Source organism: Streptomyces hyaluromycini, from assembly GCF_002217755.1.
In the GTDB taxonomy this organism is placed as follows: domain Bacteria; phylum Actinomycetota; class Actinomycetes; order Streptomycetales; family Streptomycetaceae; genus Streptomyces; species Streptomyces hyaluromycini.
This window is the reverse complement of sequence record NZ_BCFL01000016.1, coordinates 1,124,690-1,140,154: the sequence shown is the minus strand read 5'-3', so window position 1 is coordinate 1,140,154 and position 15,465 is coordinate 1,124,690. Positions and strand designations below refer to the sequence as shown.

The window sequence follows — 15,465 nt, the reverse complement described above, 5'->3', positions numbered from 1 at the left end:
CCACGGCGCCGCAGGCGCGAGACGACCCGATGCGGCCCTCCCAGCGGAGCGCTTAGGCGGGGTCGAAGACCCCCGTGCGCGCCGCGTACGTCCGCAGCCCCTCGGCCGTCTCGCCCGCCCAGCCCACATAGCCGTCCGGGCGGACCAGGAACACACCCGGGCCGTACGACTCCGGTGCCCGCAGGCTGCGGATGTCGGCCACCGGTTCCGGTGTCAGCAGGGTCCAGTGCGGCCCCCGGAAGGCGTCGAACATCCGCACCCCGTCCGCGTTCCGCCCGTCCGGTGCGCGGTCGCCCGCCCGTACCGGACCCGGGTGCGCCCGGGTCTCCTCCGTCAGCGAGGACTCCCGGTAGCCGAGCGCCAGCTGGACCGTCGCCCCGCCCCGCCGTACCTCGCCGTGGTGGACGCTCGTCGAGAGGCCCAGCATGGCGGCGGCGTTGGGGCGGCGCTCCTCCTCATAGGTGTCGAGGAGAGCTTCCGGGGCCCTGCCGGCGAGGACCGCGGCCAGCTTCCAGCCGAGGTTGTAGGCGTCCTGGACGCTGGTGTTCAGGCCCTGGCCGCCGGCCGGGGAGTGGACATGGGCCGCGTCTCCGGCCAGGAAGACCCGGCCCGCCCGGAACCGGTCGGCCAGTGCGGCGCGGGGGCGGAAGTCGGAGGCCCAGCGCACCTCGGTGATGTCCGCCGCGTCGAGGTGGCTGTACGTCGTCACCAGCCGGCGCAGACCCTCCAGGGACAGGTCGATCCGCGTGCCCTCGGGCAGCCGGGCGCCCAGCTGGAAGTCGTCGGTCCCGGCCAGCGGGCACAGCGCCACACCGCAGCCGTCGTCGCCGACGAAGGTGTGCCAGTGGTCGCGGTCGAGGCCCCGCACCCGCAGGTCGGCCACCAGGAAGGGGCTCGGGTCGACCGACTCGCCGGTCATCCCGACGCCCACCGCACGCCGTACGGTCGAACGGCCGCCGTCCGCCGCCACCACGTACCGCGCGCGAACCGCCGTACCGTCGGCGAAACCGGCCGTCACGCCCTGCGCGTCCTGCTCCAGACCCGTCAGCGCGCGCCCGAACCCGACCCGGCCGCCCAGCTCCCGCAGCCGCGCGTACAGCACCTCCTGGGTGCGCCACTGCGCGACCATCAGCGGTTCGGTGTACGGCGCCCCTTCGTCCGCCGGCACCGGGTCGAACATCGGCTTCGTCTCGACGGGCTCGCCGTTCTTCCAGAGCAGCGTGGGCGGGTAGGGGCCGCCGGCCGCGCGCATCGCGTCGAGCACGCCGAGGTCGTCGTAGACCTCCTGGGTGCGGGGCTGGATCCCCTTGCCGCGCGAGCCGGGGAACAGCTTCCCGCCCGCCTCCACGACCAGCGCGTCCACCCCGCGCCGGGCGAGGTCGATACCGAGGGCGAGCCCGGTGGGCCCGGCGCCGACGACCAGTACATCTACCGAATCCATCACATTTCCCCTTAACGTTGTTAAGTGCCGTTGACGACAAGGCTGCACTTAACGCTGTTAAGCTGTCAAGCGTGAGTACGGAACGACGCGCCCCCCTCGACCGCCGCCGGGTCGCCGACACGGCCCTGCGCCTGCTCAACGAGGTCGGCCTGGAGGGACTGACCCTCCGGGCCATCGCCAAGGAGCTGGACGTCAAGGCCCCGGCCCTCTACTGGCACTTCAAGGACAAGCAGGCGCTGCTCGACGAGATGGCGACGGAGATGTACCGCCGCATGGTCGCGGGCACCCGGCTCGACCTCGCCGGCACCTGGCAGGACGGGCTGCGCACGGCGGGCCGGAGGCTGCGCACCGCCCTGCTCGGCTACCGCGACGGCGCCAGGGTCTACAGCGGCTCACGCTTCACGGGCATCGACCACGCCCCGGAGCAGGAGGCGTACCTGCGCATCATGACGGAGGCCGGCTTCACCCTCGCCCAGGCGGCCCAGGCGGGCATGACGACGAACGCCTACACCATCGGCTTCGTGACCGAGGAACAGGGCGTCGAACCCCTCCCGGGCCAACGCCGGGAGGGCTACGACGTGGACGAACGAGCCCGCATCCTGGCCGACTTCCCCTTGTCGGCAGCAGCGGGCCGAGAACTCTTCACCGACTACGACCGCCAGTTCGAGGAAGGGCTGGAGTTGGTGATTGCGGGGATCGGGGTCCGGTACCTGTAGCGCCCTGGTCGGGGCCGGGCGGTCCTCAGGGACTTCCCCGGCTGAGACCGACGTGAGGTCCTGGTTGTGGAACTCGGGGATTCGATTCCGCCGACGTGCGGGCTCGCGTCGAACGTGGCTACTTTCGAGACCAGTGTCGGAACTCGGAGCCGACTCCAGTGTGGCGCGCGGAGCAGTGCTGCGAACCGGGAGCAGCGAACACGGCAGTCTTGCGGATCTTCAAGCGTGGAGAACTCAGCAATCCACAAGTGCCGTGCTCACCCGTCCGGCATCGCCCCGGTCCTGCACGATCAAATCAGCCGGACGTCACTTTCTTCGTGGGCGCTGAGGGTTAGCAGGGGAAGTACCAGCCGCTCCAGACATTCGTAGAGTAATTGTCCGTGTTGCACCACAGGTTGTGGCTCTCGACGAGAAAGTAGACGGTCTTCTGGGAAGAGTCTTCGTCCCACCCGTAGAGCTCAACCGCTGTGCCATTACCGGGCATTTCTTTCCATCCGCCTGCGCCGGACCATGTGTGCCAGATGCTTCCGGACGGCGCTACGCCGAAGCATTCGTCCGGCCCGTACTTCCAGTCGATCTTCGTAAAGCCCCACTCGTTGAAATTTCCCGTGTAGCCGAAGCATGTTCCGGATACCGACGCGGCGGCAGAAGCCGGCGAGACGGCAAGAGTCATGGCTCCCAGAATTCCCGCTGAGACAGCAGCTGCAGCGATGGTGCGACGTACCTTGGACAAAATCTCTCCTTGTGGTCGCTGTAACGCGCCGCCCGAAAATGGCGCGCTTAAGTCGATATTATGAGGAGATGATCTCGGTATCGAGTGAATTTTGAGCCACTCGGGAGTCAGGGTGGATGCCTCATTGCGAGGGAGGCTCGGAGCGTGGAATTAGTGGACCTGTCATCCTCTGTCTTCCTTCGCGTTGAGTGCTCCCGACTTGAATCGTGAGGAGTCGGAAATTTCGACACACGGTAACGTGTTCGATCTCACGTGGCCGCAATTTTCGCATGGAGGACTATTGTGATGTTTCTGCTGGCTTAGGATAGCCTCGCATTTTGCGTCGCCCGGAGAGTCATGCGAGGTAACGGGCATCCGCGCAATGAGGGCCTGGATGCTGCTGGCGGCGCGCGCCGTGCTGGCGTGATCAGGCATCCCAAGTGTGGCGAACTTCGTGATCACAAGGGTCCGTGCGCGCTCCACATTCCGGGCCGATTCGACGGCGCCTGATCAAACCGGATCGGCGACTCTCCGGAGCTCTGTGTGGAGGCGCCGGGCGATCCGCTCGTCGCGACTGTTCATGCCGATGCGTGGTTCTTTCCCTTCCTGAGCCCTCATTGTCCGTTTCGGCTCCTCCGCATCGTCTTCGGCTACGCCGTGAAATTCACGGACCGGGAATGCGGGTGGGAGCTGCCTCATCGCCTGCAGAATGGCCCGTGATGATCACCAGCGATGGCAGGGTCGGAGGCTCGGGTGCGGGTGTCGGCTCCTCCGGGATGTCCGCGGCGTAGCGGGGCAGTTGGACTCCGCTGCCCGCATGGCCTTCGGCTTCAGCTGTATGGTCCGGTGCCTCGCCGTGTCCTCCATGCTCAGATGGCAGTCGGTTTCGGTCTGCATTGTCGAGTTGGGCCCCATGTGTGTCGGCCGGTGCGGTGATCGCGCTCTTCCCCATCTGACGCTTTGCGGGCGCCTGACGACTGCCCTCCCGGCAGCCGGGATGAGCACATGGCCCATCCGGTACAGGTGCAAGATGTTCCGTGCGGCGTTGCGGTCGGCATTGCCGGACCAGCCGCAGTCTTCGTTCTTGCATACGAACACAGCCTGGTACTCCCTGCTGCCCGGTGTGGTGAAGCCGCACATCGAGCAGCGCCGGGAAGTACCGGGAGCGGAAACCTTGTGCAGGGTGCCGCCGTGGCGGGCGGCCTTGTACGTCAGCATCGTCACCGTGCGTCCCCACGCCTCTTGGCTGACGGAGCGGTTGAGAGCGGACTTCTGCGCGACGTTCTTCCTCGGGTTCTCTACGGTGCCTCTGGCACTCTTGACCATGTTGGGGATGTCCAGTTCATCCACCACGATCCCGCTGTACGCGCGGGCGAGTTCGGTGGGTGGTCCGGTGCTGCCAGTCACTCGCCCTGCGTTTGGCTGTCGCGTGGAGGCTTGCCATCTGGTCGTAGGTCCGCTTCAGCCGGGTGGAGGTTTTCCGGCCCGGCTTGCGGAAGCTCTTGCGGTGCGCAGCCCGCTGCTTCAGGCGGAGCAGCTTGGCCTTCTCGTCGGGGTTCAGCCAATCGTCCCGGTCGGCCGTGCCGTTCGGGAGCCGTGCGGGGCGGCCGTGATTCTGATGGTCGCCGTCGGACAGGGCGAGAGGGACGTTGACTCCGGCGTCGATGACGGACGGGATACTGACGCGCTGCGAAGAGATCATGAGGGAGGTCTGCGAGGGCTTTGAGGCCGAACTGAAGCAATTCAACGGCGAAGAGGACTACTGGCCTTCAAAGCGTGGTGTCGGCAGGGGCTGACGGCTCGTGATCCCTGCGGTATGCCGACTGCATGAGGTATGCGCAGGGAGGCGGACTGACCGACGAGCGGCGGGCTTTCCGCGAGAAGCTGAGGATGGTGGCTGCCGATTGGTTCGTCCAGGGCGACGAGAACGCGGTTATCGCGCGCGACCTGCGGGTCAGCATTCGGTCGGTGCAACGCTGGCGCAGGGCCTGGTCCCAGGGCGGGCCGAGAGCTTTGACCTCCAAGGGGCCGGCCTCGTTGCCCATACTCAGTGACGAGTTGTTCGTCGTGCTGGAGGCGGAGCTGCTCAAGGGGCCGGTGGCGCACGGCTGGCCGGACCAGACTTGGACCCTGTCACGGATCAAGACGCTCATCGGGCGCCGGTTCCACAAGAGCTACACCATCCAGGGCCTCGCTGCCCTGCTCAAACGTCACGACTGGTCCTGCCAGGTCCCCGCCCGCCGTGCAGTGGAACGCAATGAGACGGCGGTGGCCGGGTAGGTGAAGGAGCCCTGGCCGCAGGTGAAAGGACCGTGGCGGCGCTCGGCGCCTGGCTCGTCTTCGAGGACGAGGTCGGCTTCTCGATGACGCCGCCGACCGCCCGTACCTGGTCCCGCCGCGGCCGCACTCCCGTCGTGCGCGTGCGGGGCCGCTCCCGCCGACGCTTGTCCGTCGCCGCCCTGGCCTGCTACAAACCCGGCCGTCGCTCCCGGCTGATCTATCGGCCCTGCCCGGACGCTCGGCCCGACGGACGCAAGAGCTTCTCCTGGAAGGACTACCGCGACCTGGTCCAGACCGCGCACCAGCAGCTCGGCGGCCCGATCGTGCTGGGCTGGGACAACTTGAACACCCGACAGCCGGGACGCGCCGCTACATCGCCGAACGGGACTGGCTCACCGTCTACCAACTCCCGCCCTACGCACCCGACCTGAACCCGGGCGAGGGCATCTGGTCGGTACTGCGGCGCACCACCACGGTCAACCGCGCGTTCGCAGACCCGCATGACCTGATCACCGTCGTCCGGCGGGCCTTACGCCAGCTCCAGTACCGCCACGACGTTCTCGACGGCTGCCTCACCGGCACCGGACTGGCGCCCGCCCCACCATGACGACATCACGCATTCAAGGTCAGTATGTCCACCTGCTGTGCACTACCCGCCCAAAGTCCAGCTCTCCAAGCTGGTCAACTCGCTCAAGGGCGTCTCCTCCCGCTACCTGCGGCAGGAGTACGACGCTCACGTCCGCCGCTACCTGTGGGGTGGCCACTTCTGATCCGGCTCCTACTTCGCCGGAAGCTGTGGCGAGGCGGCGCTGACCGTTGTTCGCCAATACATCGAGAACCAGCAGCGCCCGTGCGACGGCTGTCGTGGGCGCGGGGCAACGGCGCGGATCCGTGCTGGCAGTCGGGGGCAGAACAGTCCTGAGACGTGCCTCACCTCCACCCTGAAGGCCGGGGCGCTGCCCAGGATCAAAGGCAGACCCCGACCTCAAGCAGGTCGCCCCGCGTTCCGGCGGCTTCCTGGCGGCTCAGGAAGCCTGTGAGAACCCTGCGGAACTCCTGTGCACAACAGGGCTCTACGGTGCCTGCCCGCCCTGCATCTCCGAAACCAACGGAGAGGTGAACGACGGGCCAACTTCCCAAAGTGAACGAGAGGTGAATCAGAAGCGAATCACGACGTCCGCAGGGCCCTTTTCAGTCTTGGCCCGAACGGTGTCTCCACGAACCGGTGGATCAGCCAGGCCAGTCCGAGCATCCCGCACACCGTGATCAACAGCGTCGGCCATGGCGGAATTCCCCACCCCCGGTGCAGCACCCGGATCACGAACCATCCGATGTGTTCGTGGACCAGGTAGAAGGGGTAGGTCAGCGCCCCGGCCGTGGTCAGCCAGGGCCAGGCCGCCCGTCGTGTCCAGCCCGCCGCCACCGCCGCGACCGCGGCGTACGCCAGGGTGACGACGAGCATCACGACGTACGGGTTCCGGGGGGCGCCCGGGTGCCACAGCCCCTCGGTGGCGGTGCGCAGCCCGAGGATCCAGGAGAGCGCCACGATGCCCCAGGGCAGCAGCCGGCCGCCGAAGCGGTGCACGAGGTAGAGGGCCAGGCCGCCGACGAAGTACGGGGCGTACCGGGGCATCACGACCAGCTCGGTCCACGACCCGTCGCCGGCCGCGGTGGACAGGACGGCGGCCAGGGTCCACACCGAGCAGAACAGCACCACCCTGCGGTAGGTGACGCCCGGCAGGACGACCGTCAGCGCGAACAGGGCGTAGAAGCGGACCTCCACCCAGAGCGTCCAGCAGACGCCCAGGACGCGGGGTGCGCCCATCGGCTGTTGCAGCATCGTCAGGTTGACCAGGAACTCGTCGGGGCGCACGGCGCGGACGACGGCCGGCAGTACCAGGGACGCGCCGGTGACCAGCACCAGGGCGACCCAGTAGGCGGGGTAGAGGCGGGCGACGCGGGAGCGGAAGAAGTCGCCGAGGGGGCGGCCCCAGCTGCTCATGCAGATGACGAAGCCGCTGATGACGAAGAAGAACTCGACGCCGAGGCAGCCGTAGGCGGCCGGCCGGGACAGGGTCGGGAAGACGTGGTCGGGGTTCTGGTGCCAGGACGCGGAGACGACTCCGCCGCGTCCGGCGTAGTGGTAGAGGCAGACCATCAGGGCGGCGGCGAGCCGCAGTCCGTCGAGGGCGAGAAGTCGGCTACGGGGGTGTCCGGGTGGGGCCGGGACGACCGGGGTCTTCGCAGGCGGGGGCGCCAGTGTGGGGGTCGCGAGTGACATGGTCCGGGACCCCTACCCGGGTCCGGGAGGTTAATCATCCGATCTGTTCGTGAAGTCCCCGGGATGTGGGAAGCCCAATACCGTCACCTGGGGGAATCATAGGAAGTGTGCGGTGAACCTGCTAACCATTCTCTTACCCGTCGGTGTTCGTTAACCATATGGTCGTTTTGGCTTCCTAGTTTCTCCATCCATCCCCCCTGGTGCGGGTCACCTCACCACACACAGCCATTACACAAGTTTTGCTTGGCAAAATCAGGAGAGCTATGACGAGGGTCCAGAACAGGCGGGCACCTGCGCGCGGAGGGGAGCTGGACGACTGCCTGCACGCCTGCGCCGTGCACAGCGGCAAAGTGGTCGGCAGCCTCGACCGCCGTCGCGCGGAGCTGGCGGAGCAGCTGCGCAAGCTGCTGGTGGTCGTCGCCACGGAGGGCACGACCACACCCGCTCCTGCCTCGGCCGGCGGTGCGACGGCGCTTCTGAAGCGCGCCGTCAAGGGCGCGGCGAGTCCCTCGGGCGGGATCAACAACGACCTGCTGGACGCTCTGCTCGCGGTCGCCAACAAGGCCCTGGAGTGCGGTTACAACGACGAGCTGAACCTCGCCCTGGTGATCAGCGACACCGTCCTCGCCCAGCGCAAGAACTCCCGCGCCGGCTGGCGGCTGCGCGCCCGCATCCTGGAGGGCCTCGGCGAGGAGCGCGAGGCCGTCGAGGCCTACGAGCGCTACCTCGAACTCACCACCGACGACGGCTTCGGCGTCGCCAACCGGGTCTCGGGCATGCGCCGCGCCGCCGAACGCGAAGGCGAACTGCTCGGCCTCCTGAAGCGTCAGGTACCCGACGCCGCGGACCACGTCCGCGCGCCCTCCACCGCCACCTGGGCCGAGGGCCTCGCCCTGCAGGCCGCCGGCGACTGGCGGGCCGCCGAGCCCCGCCTGGTCGGCGCGCTGCTCGCCCTCGCCGAGGACGAGGCACCGGTGAACGACCGCCAGGAGCTGCTCAGCCAGTACCTGGACCTGCGCCTCGCCGAGGGCAACGACGCCGGTCTCGCGGAGGCCGTCGCGCTCTACGCCGAGCAGCGCCGGATCCGGATGCGCGGCCCGGTCGCCAACCCGACCGTCGACGGCGTGCAGTGGATCAGCCTCGGCGAGTTCCGCAACCAGATCGCCGGCAAGTCGGTCTGCCTGATCGCCAACTCGGGCCGAGTGGGCGCCGGCGGCATCGGCAAGCAGATCGACGACTACGACCTGGTCGTGCGCTTCAACTCGTACAAGATCGACCCGAAGCACACCGGCAGCCGCACCGACATCCACGTCAGCATCCACAAGCACGCCTTCAACTGGGAGAAGCCGGTGACCACCCGGCTGATCTTCGGCGGCGTCTCGGGCGACTGGAAGCACTCGCTGCGCAACAAGCTGGTGCCCGGCGCGCAGAAGTACCTCGGCGACGAGTCGCTGCGCTGGCCGATGCGCAACATCGGGCAGATCAGCACCGACACCTGGTCGGGCATCCCGACGTCCGGCTTCAACATGCTGTGGCTGCTGGACTTCCTGGACGTCAGCCCGACCCTGGACCTGATCGGCTTCGACTTCTACGAGAGCGGCGCCTACCGCGTGCAGGAGGCCATGAAGCTGGCCATCACCTCCGTGCACGAATACACCAGCGAGAAGGATTGGGTCATGCAGCGGGCCCAGAGCGTGACCGACATGAGGATCTCCCTGCGATGACGACCACCTTCACCCCGGCGGTGCCCAACACCGACGCGAGCGCCCTCACCAAGAAGCGCCGGATAGCCTTCGCGTCCTACGTGGACGAGAACTACCTGCCCGGCTTCCTGGTCCTGCTGCGCAGCCTCGCCCTGTCCAACCCGGGCGTCTGCGAGGACTTCGTCGTGCTCTACGACGACCTGCGCCCGGCCTCCATCGCCAAGATCCGCGCCCTGCACCCCCGGATCGTGCTGCAGCGGGTCAACGACACGCACTACGACTCGTACGTCAAGGGCGACCAGGACAACTACCTGGTCCGCAAGGCGTACTTCATCCTCGACATCTTCCGGCTGCGCGACTACGACACGGTCATCACCCTGGACACCGACATGGTCGTCCTCGGCGGCCTCGGCGAGCTCCTGGAGCTGCGCGAGGGTCTCGCGGCCGTGCCCCAGTTCTTCTACGGGCAGCACAAGCTGAACTCCGGCCTTCTGGTGATCCAGAAGGAGTACCTGTCCGACGAGTTCTGCGCGAAGATCGACAAGACCGGCCGCAGCGGCGACTACGAGCTGGACAAGCACGACCAGGGCATCCTGAACGCCGTCCTGGACGGCGACTTCGTCCGCCTCGACGCCAAGTACAACTTCGTCAAGCGGCGGCTCTCCGGCGACCTCCCGGTCCCCGAGGAGACGAAGATCCTGCACTTCACCGGGCGGCACAAGCCCTGGCAGGGCGGCGAGTCCGGCTATGCGCAGGCCGAGGACCGCTGGCGCGAGTTCGAGCTGACCGACGCGGAGTTCCACGCGGCCTACTTCGCCGCCCCCGGCGGCCTCCACCACGACCTGGTGGTCCACTTCGGCACCCCGCACGTCAAGCGCACCGGTGACGTCGAGATCGCCCGCAAGGTGGCCGCCGCGCACATCGCAGGCGGCGACTACCAGGACGCCGTCGACGTCATGAGCAGCGTGCACATCCCGCTGGACGAGGCCTGGCCGCACGAGGTGCTCGGCCACGCCCTGATGAGCGTCTCCCGCTACGACGAGGCCAAGACCCAGCTGCTGCTCGCCAGCGCCGCCCCCAACCGGGCCGCGACCGCCTTCGCGCGGCTCGCCCAGATGGCCTGGGTGCACGGCGACAACACCGAGGCCCTCAGGTACGCCACCGCCGGCCTCACCGTGGACCCCACGCACCGCTCCAGCCGCCTGTGGGCGCAGCGCGCGGCCGCCGTCCCCTCCCAGGAGCAGGGCAGCGCCGAGGACCAGCTGGCGCACGTCGCGTTCTACATGGACCGGCAGGGCAACGCGGGCGACAAGCTGCTCCCGGAGACCGTCCGGCTCGGCTTCGGCCCGGACACCACCTCCCGGCGCTGGCACTCCGTGCACGCCCACCGCTACTTCGACAAGGCCGCCCTGGAGCGCGTCAACGCCCGCCGCGGTCTGGTCATCGGCGGCGGCGGTCTGTTCATCCCGGACACCATGCCCAACGGCAACAGCGCGTGGCAGTGGAACGTCCCGGACGAGCACCTGCGCGCCATCGACGTCCCGATCATGGTCTACGCGGTCGGCTTCAACGCCTTCGACGGCCAGTCCTACCGGGCCAACCGGTTCAACGAGAGCCTGCGGCTGCTGGTCGAGAAGTCCTCCTTCTTCGGCCTGCGCAACCACGGCTCCATCGCCAAGGTCCGCGGCATGCTTCCGCCGGAGCTCCAGGACAAGGTCGTCTTCCAGCCCTGTCCCACCACGGTCATGCGCCAGCTGGTGGTCGGCTGGACCGACCCGGCGTACCGCGAGGACACGGTGATGCTCAACGCGGCCTACGACCGCGCGGGGCTGCGCTTCGGCCACGACTACGCGCACTTCCTCGCCGAGATGGCCAAGGCCGTCCGCAAGATCGGCGAGCACACCGAGGTCAAGTGCGTCGCGCACTCCCTCGACGACGAGAAGATCGCCTTCGACCTGCGCCGCGAGCACGGCATCTCGCTCCCGGTGATCCCGATGTACGACTTCTCCAACGACGAGATCCGCGAGACGTACGCCAAGACCCGCCTGGTCATCGGCATGCGCGGGCACGCCGGCATGATCCCGTTCGGGGTCGGCACGCCGATCATCTCGCTGATCTCGCACCCGAAGATGGCGTACTTCCTGAACGACATCGAGCGGCCCGAGTGGGGCGTCTCGGTGCACGAGCGGGACCTCGGCGACATCCTCACCGAGCGCGCGGTCGGCATCCTCGACAACCACAGCCGCACCGTCGCCGACGTGCACGACCGCCAGCAGCAGCTGTGGAAGGTCACCGAGGAGAACGCCGCCACGATCAAGAAGATCCTGGGCAGGTGACACCGAAGGGGCGGGCCCGGAGATCCGGACCCGCCCCATCGAGAAGCGGCACGTCAGCGCCCCGTTAGGGGCGCGGGGAACTGCGCGACCAGCCACAACGGCGCCGCAGACGACACACTGCCGAGCGCTCAGCGGCGCACGCCCCTGCGTAGGTTGCGCGCCTTGCGGGCCATCCGGCGGACGGTCGCGTTGCGCAGCGGGAACGTGAGCTGGGACGGCACCCCGCCGGGCATGCCGAGCGAGGTCAGGCGCTTGCGCTTGAAGTAGCGGATGGTTGTGTCGTTCAGGTGCTTGGTCAGGTAGCGCTCGGTCTCGGCGCGCAGCTGCGGGTAGATCTTCGGCTGCATCGCGAAGCCGACCGCGCGGATCAGCTCGCCGAGGGCCTCGACGCTCATCCGCGGGCGCTGTGCCTCGACCGCCTTGCGGTCGGTGAGCTGGGGGATCAGCGCGTCGACGACGGTGACCGGCACGCGGTTGCTGTTCTCGTACGGGGTGAGCTTGTCGAGGAGGGTGTCGGTGCCGACGCAGGCGGTCGGCAGGCCGTACAGCGCGGACGCGGTGAGCAGCGCCGTGGAGAAGCAGCCGACGACCAGGGCGGGACGCATCCGCTGGTAGAGCACCTCGGCGAGGACCGTGGTGTCCAGGACGGTGAGGTCGACCTTGAGCTTCTCGGCCTCCTGCTCCAGGGTGCGGGCGAACCGGGCCGGGGCGGAAGGGTGCGGCTTGAACACGACCTTGGTGTGGCCGAGTTCGACGGCGCCCTTGAGCATCCTGACGTGCAGGTTCTCCTCCTGCTCGGGGGAGAGGATGCCGAGTGCGGAGAGGTACTGGCCGAGCAGCAGGGCCGGTTCCTCGATCTGCGGCAGCTCGTCGCCGCTGGGCGCGAGTTCGGCGAGCACCTTGGTGAACGCGGGGGTCGGCACGACCTCGCCGGGGACGCCGAACTCGGTGAGCAGCATGGGCTGCAGGCCGGGCACCAGGTCGAGGTGGAGGACCCGGTCGACGCGGGTGCCGACCAGCGGGTCGATCTTGTTGCGGGTCGGGCCGTAGCTCATCAGGCCGTCGGCGTAGACCGTGACCGGGGCGCCGGTGAAGATCTGGGTGAGGCTGAGCGAGGGGTTGACCTGGATCGACTCGACGGCGAACTCGACGTCGTCGTCGCCCAGCTGCCACTCGTGGCGCAGGAAGCGTTCCCACAGCGGGAAGTCGTCCATGCGCGGGGCCCAGCCGCCGGGGTGGAACGGGAAGATCGTCTCGTTGTACGAGATCACCTCGTCGAAGCGGTCGCGCAGCCGCTCGAAGCCGGGCGACTCGTCCAGGCCCGGGGTGGTCTCCGGGGTCGCCGCGTTGTTGCAGACCAGCAGGATGCGCCGGTCGGCCGGGCGGAAGGCGCCGGAGTCCAGGGCGGCGGCCAGGGTGGCGGTGCCGTAGAGGGTGGACGCCTGGAAGATCTGGGTGGTCACGCGGCGGCTCCCGCGGGGGCGGGACGGCGGCGCAGCCGGCGCAGCTTGGTGGCGCGCTGGAGGTCCATGGAGTCCAGGGCCTCGTCCAGCACGTCCTGCGGCATGCGCCGCAGTGCGGCCGCGCTCATGGATTTCAGCTTCTTCGCCACCGCGGGCTCGAACCTTTCGATGGATCCCAGGTGATGGGAAATGATGGCGCAATACGTACGGACGGCCTTCGGCAGGAGTTCCTTCGCGTCGGCGTCCTGTGCGGTTTCCTCGATCACCTGGTCGAACGCGCGAATGAAATCGAGCTGACGGACGTCGCCGATCTGCGTGAGTGACGAGGCTACGCCACGCCGGTAGAAGACGCCGAGCAGGTTCACCGCGGCGAAGGACTCGGCCTCCCGGTGCAGCTTCCAGATCCACGGCCGGTCCTCGGCCGTGCGCAGCCCGTCCGTGAAATGCACGAGCCCCTTGTCCACCAGTCGGCGGTGGTAGACGCCCGCCCAGGCGTAGGCGTAGTCGACGGAGGTGGACCGGTCGGCGGGCAGGATGGCGTCCCGCGGGTTCATCACGACGTTCCGGCGGCCGACCGGCACCCGGGTCACGGTCCGGGCCCGCGCGGTGCACTGCACATGGTCGGTACGGACGAAGTCGCAGTTCAGCGACTCGATGGCGTCGACGAGCTGAGGGTAGTAGCCCGGTGCCAGCCAGTCGTCGCCGTCCAGGAAGGTCACGTACTCGCCGCGCGCTTTGTCGATGCCGGTGTTGCGCGCGGTGGCCAGCCCCCCGTTCTGCTCGTGTCTGACATGGACCGCGCCTGGGAGCTCGCGCTCGGCTCGCGCGAGAATCTCTGGTGTCCCGTCGGTCGAGCAGTCGTCGACGAGAATGAATTCGAAGTCCTCACGCGCGTTCGCGCGCAGGCTCCTCAGGGTGTCGGGCGCGTATTGCTGCACGTTGTAGAACGGCACGATGACGGAGAGCTTGACCACGTGGAGGACGTTAGGCGGACGCCCGTCATCCGTCTTGGCCGTCTCCTTGATTCGAGGTGAACGACACGTGGCGAAGCTGTGAACCGGCTGAATTTGAGGGCTTATCCCGAGCTGATTCGCCATCCGGCGATGTGTTGTTAACCTTTTGTTGGATTCGGGTTCGGGAGTTCCTCGGAATGGCTTCCTAGCGTCTTCGACGTGCCAGCAAGTGCAACGAAGTCCCTGCGGGTGGCCGTCCTGGCGGATTCCGATACTCGGTGGAAGTGGGGGGCGCTCACCGCGAAGCGCCTGATTCCCAACGAAAGCGACAATTCGGACGTCCGGCTCGACGGTTACCTTCTGCGCGGCCGTGCCACCCCCACCGCCCGCCAGCTCCAGGAAGTCGGCGTCCACGCGGACTCGCTCCGCGAAGTGACGGCCGTCGAGTTCCTGAGAGACATGGAACAGCAGTCGTACGACATCCTCGTCCTCTCCCTCGTCGGCGGCGGGACGCAGGCCATGCTGCACGGGCTGCGCAGCGCCTGGGCCGGCCGGGAGAAGCGGCCCGTCGTCGTCACCGGCTACGTCGGCGTCGTCTACGAGAAGCTCGCCGACGGCCTGCTGCTGCGGCACGGCGCGGACCTCGTCCTCGCCAACTCCCGTCAGGACGCCGATCGTTTCCGGGCGGTGTACGACGGGGTCGGCGCCGACTCCTCGTCGGTGACCGAGGTCGCGCTGCCGTTCCTCGGCGGGGCGCCCTACGAAGGCGAACACGACCCCTACACCGTGGTCTTCGCCGCCCAGCCCTCGGTCCCCGACAGCCGCAAGGACCGTACCTACCTGCTCAACCGGCTGATCCAGCACGCCCGCAAGCACCCCGAGCGGGAAGTGCTGCTCAAGCTGCGCTCCAAGCCCGGCGAGCACACCACCCACATCGAGGAACTGCCGTACCAGAAGCTGGTCCAGGGCAAGGACGTGCCCGCCAACTTCCGGCTGGTCTACGGCCACATGGGCGAGGTGCTCGACCGCACCGACCTCCTGGTCACGATGAGCTCGACGGCCGCCCTGGAGTCCCTGCACCGCCGGATCCCGACCGTGGTCCTCACCGACCTCGGCATCCGCGAGGCGCTCGGCAACCACCACTTCGTCGGCTCCGGCTGCCTCGCCTCCTGGGACCAGCTCGACGCCGGACACCGCCCGGTGCCCGACGCCGAGTGGGTCTCACGGCAGGGCGTCGCCGCTGGGGGTACCCCCTCTGGGGGAGGCAGCTATGAGAGGGCCTTCGACGCGGCCCGCGAACGCATCGCGAAGCTGCTCGGACGGCCCGGCGGGCTGCCGCCCCTGAACCCGTACTACACACCCGAGACCGCGTCCGGTTACCTGCCCGGCATCCTGGCCCGCCACCACCTCGGCCCCGACGGCGCCCCGCTCCCGGGCGCGCCCGCCGCCGACAAGGCCCCGGGCCCCGTCCGCCAGATCGTGCGCCGGGCCGCACGCGGCGCCTACCGCCACGGCGTCCAGCGGGTGGCCCCCGTGATCCGACGAATGGGAGAGCTGTGAGCGACCGGATCCCGCACCAG

The 15,465-nt window shown here is 68.4% G+C and carries 11 protein-coding genes and 3 pseudogenes; 7 read left to right on the top strand and 7 right to left on the bottom strand.

Annotated elements, in window-relative coordinates; genetic code table 11:
• Nucleotides 1–52: 52 nt before the first annotated feature.
• Nucleotides 53–1,441, bottom strand: coding sequence for an FAD-dependent monooxygenase (locus tag SSP29_RS05225; protein WP_089099250.1), 1,389 nt, complete (start codon nt 1,439–1,441; stop codon nt 53–55).
• 71 nt (nt 1,442–1,512) lie between these two features.
• On the opposite strand from SSP29_RS05225, the gene SSP29_RS05220 reads away from it, so the two are divergent.
• Nucleotides 1,513–2,157 (top strand): TetR/AcrR family transcriptional regulator C-terminal domain-containing protein, encoded by a 645-nt coding sequence (locus SSP29_RS05220; RefSeq protein WP_089099249.1) that lies wholly within the window; start codon nt 1,513–1,515, stop codon nt 2,155–2,157.
• 331 nt (nt 2,158–2,488) lie between these two features.
• Here SSP29_RS05220 and SSP29_RS52445 read toward each other — a convergent pair whose 3' ends face one another.
• From SSP29_RS52445 to SSP29_RS61685, 3 genes are all read right to left on the bottom strand, one after another.
• Nucleotides 2,489–2,830 (bottom strand): hypothetical protein, encoded by a 342-nt coding sequence (locus tag SSP29_RS52445; protein WP_145968851.1) that lies wholly within the window; start codon nt 2,828–2,830, stop codon nt 2,489–2,491.
• 762 nt (nt 2,831–3,592) lie between these two features.
• Nucleotides 3,593–4,087 carry a zinc ribbon domain-containing protein gene (locus SSP29_RS61690; protein WP_497589607.1) on the bottom strand — a complete coding sequence of 165 codons (495 nt, stop codon included), beginning with the start codon at nt 4,085–4,087 and terminating at the stop codon, nt 3,593–3,595.
• Between the two features lie 124 nt (nt 4,088–4,211).
• Nucleotides 4,212–4,571 (bottom strand): hypothetical protein, encoded by a 360-nt coding sequence (locus tag SSP29_RS61685; RefSeq protein WP_150133582.1) that lies wholly within the window; start codon nt 4,569–4,571, stop codon nt 4,212–4,214.
• Between SSP29_RS61685 and SSP29_RS61520 the strand changes: the two are divergent.
• The 3 pseudogenes from SSP29_RS61520 to tnpA form a co-directional block, all read left to right on the top strand.
• A pseudogene (locus SSP29_RS61520) lies at nt 4,540–4,632 on the top strand (IS200/IS605 family transposase); the annotation flags it as partial. The gene SSP29_RS61685 and the pseudogene SSP29_RS61520 sit on opposite strands and share 32 nt — an antisense overlap.
• Before the next feature lie 64 nt (nt 4,633–4,696).
• A pseudogene (locus SSP29_RS61515) lies at nt 4,697–5,756 on the top strand (IS630 family transposase).
• Between the two features lie 37 nt (nt 5,757–5,793).
• Nucleotides 5,794–5,994, top strand: a pseudogene (gene tnpA / locus SSP29_RS55005) (IS200/IS605 family transposase); the annotation flags it as partial.
• A gap of 323 nt (nt 5,995–6,317) precedes the next feature.
• Here the strand turns inward: tnpA and SSP29_RS05190 are convergent.
• Nucleotides 6,318–7,430 (bottom strand): acyltransferase family protein, encoded by a 1,113-nt coding sequence (locus SSP29_RS05190; protein WP_089099248.1) that lies wholly within the window; start codon nt 7,428–7,430, stop codon nt 6,318–6,320.
• 263 nt (nt 7,431–7,693) lie between these two features.
• Between SSP29_RS05190 and SSP29_RS05185 the strand changes: the two genes are divergently transcribed.
• Together SSP29_RS05185 and SSP29_RS05180 are read left to right on the top strand one after the other, a co-directional pair.
• Entirely contained in the window at nt 7,694–9,154 is a 1,461-nt protein-coding gene (locus SSP29_RS05185) for a glycosyltransferase family 29 protein (RefSeq protein ID WP_089099247.1), read from the top strand.
• The gene (locus SSP29_RS05180; protein WP_089099246.1) at nt 9,151–11,469 is read left to right on the top strand and encodes a glycosyltransferase; all 2,319 of its coding nucleotides are present in this window, start codon (nt 9,151–9,153) and stop codon (nt 11,467–11,469) included. The genes SSP29_RS05185 and SSP29_RS05180 overlap by 4 nt, the downstream gene beginning before the upstream one ends.
• A gap of 128 nt (nt 11,470–11,597) precedes the next feature.
• Here SSP29_RS05180 and SSP29_RS05175 read toward each other — a convergent pair whose 3' ends face one another.
• Together SSP29_RS05175 and SSP29_RS05170 are read right to left on the bottom strand one after the other, a co-directional pair.
• On the bottom strand, nt 11,598–12,932 hold the full coding sequence (locus SSP29_RS05175; RefSeq protein ID WP_089099245.1) for an alpha-2,8-polysialyltransferase family protein: 1,335 nt from the start codon (nt 12,930–12,932) through the stop codon (nt 11,598–11,600).
• The gene (locus tag SSP29_RS05170; protein ID WP_089099244.1) at nt 12,929–13,906 is read right to left on the bottom strand and encodes a glycosyltransferase family 2 protein; all 978 of its coding nucleotides are present in this window, start codon (nt 13,904–13,906) and stop codon (nt 12,929–12,931) included. The genes SSP29_RS05175 and SSP29_RS05170 overlap by 4 nt, the downstream gene beginning before the upstream one ends.
• 198 nt (nt 13,907–14,104) lie before the next feature.
• Between SSP29_RS05170 and SSP29_RS05165 the strand changes: the two genes are divergently transcribed.
• Entirely contained in the window at nt 14,105–15,445 is a 1,341-nt protein-coding gene (locus SSP29_RS05165) for a DUF6716 putative glycosyltransferase (protein WP_089099243.1), read from the top strand.
• The last annotated feature ends 20 nt before the right edge of the window (nt 15,446–15,465 follow it).

Bases quoted from the DNA above. Each gene is read 5' to 3' on its own strand.
- SSP29_RS61690 (WP_497589607.1), bottom strand. From the start codon at position 4,087: ATGCTGACGTACAAGGCCGCCCGCCACGGCGGCACCCTGCACAAGGTT.
- SSP29_RS05185 (WP_089099247.1), top strand. From the start codon at position 7,694: ATGACGAGGGTCCAGAACAGGCGGGCACCTGCGCGCGGAGGGGAGCTG.
- SSP29_RS05225 (WP_089099250.1), bottom strand. From the start codon at position 1,441: ATGGATTCGGTAGATGTACTGGTCGTCGGCGCCGGGCCCACCGGGCTC.
- SSP29_RS05180 (WP_089099246.1), top strand. From the start codon at position 9,151: ATGACGACCACCTTCACCCCGGCGGTGCCCAACACCGACGCGAGCGCC.
- SSP29_RS05190 (WP_089099248.1), bottom strand. From the start codon at position 7,430: ATGTCACTCGCGACCCCCACACTGGCGCCCCCGCCTGCGAAGACCCCG.
- SSP29_RS61685 (WP_150133582.1), bottom strand. From the start codon at position 4,571: ATGATCTCTTCGCAGCGCGTCAGTATCCCGTCCGTCATCGACGCCGGA.
- SSP29_RS52445 (WP_145968851.1), bottom strand. From the start codon at position 2,830: ATGACTCTTGCCGTCTCGCCGGCTTCTGCCGCCGCGTCGGTATCCGGA.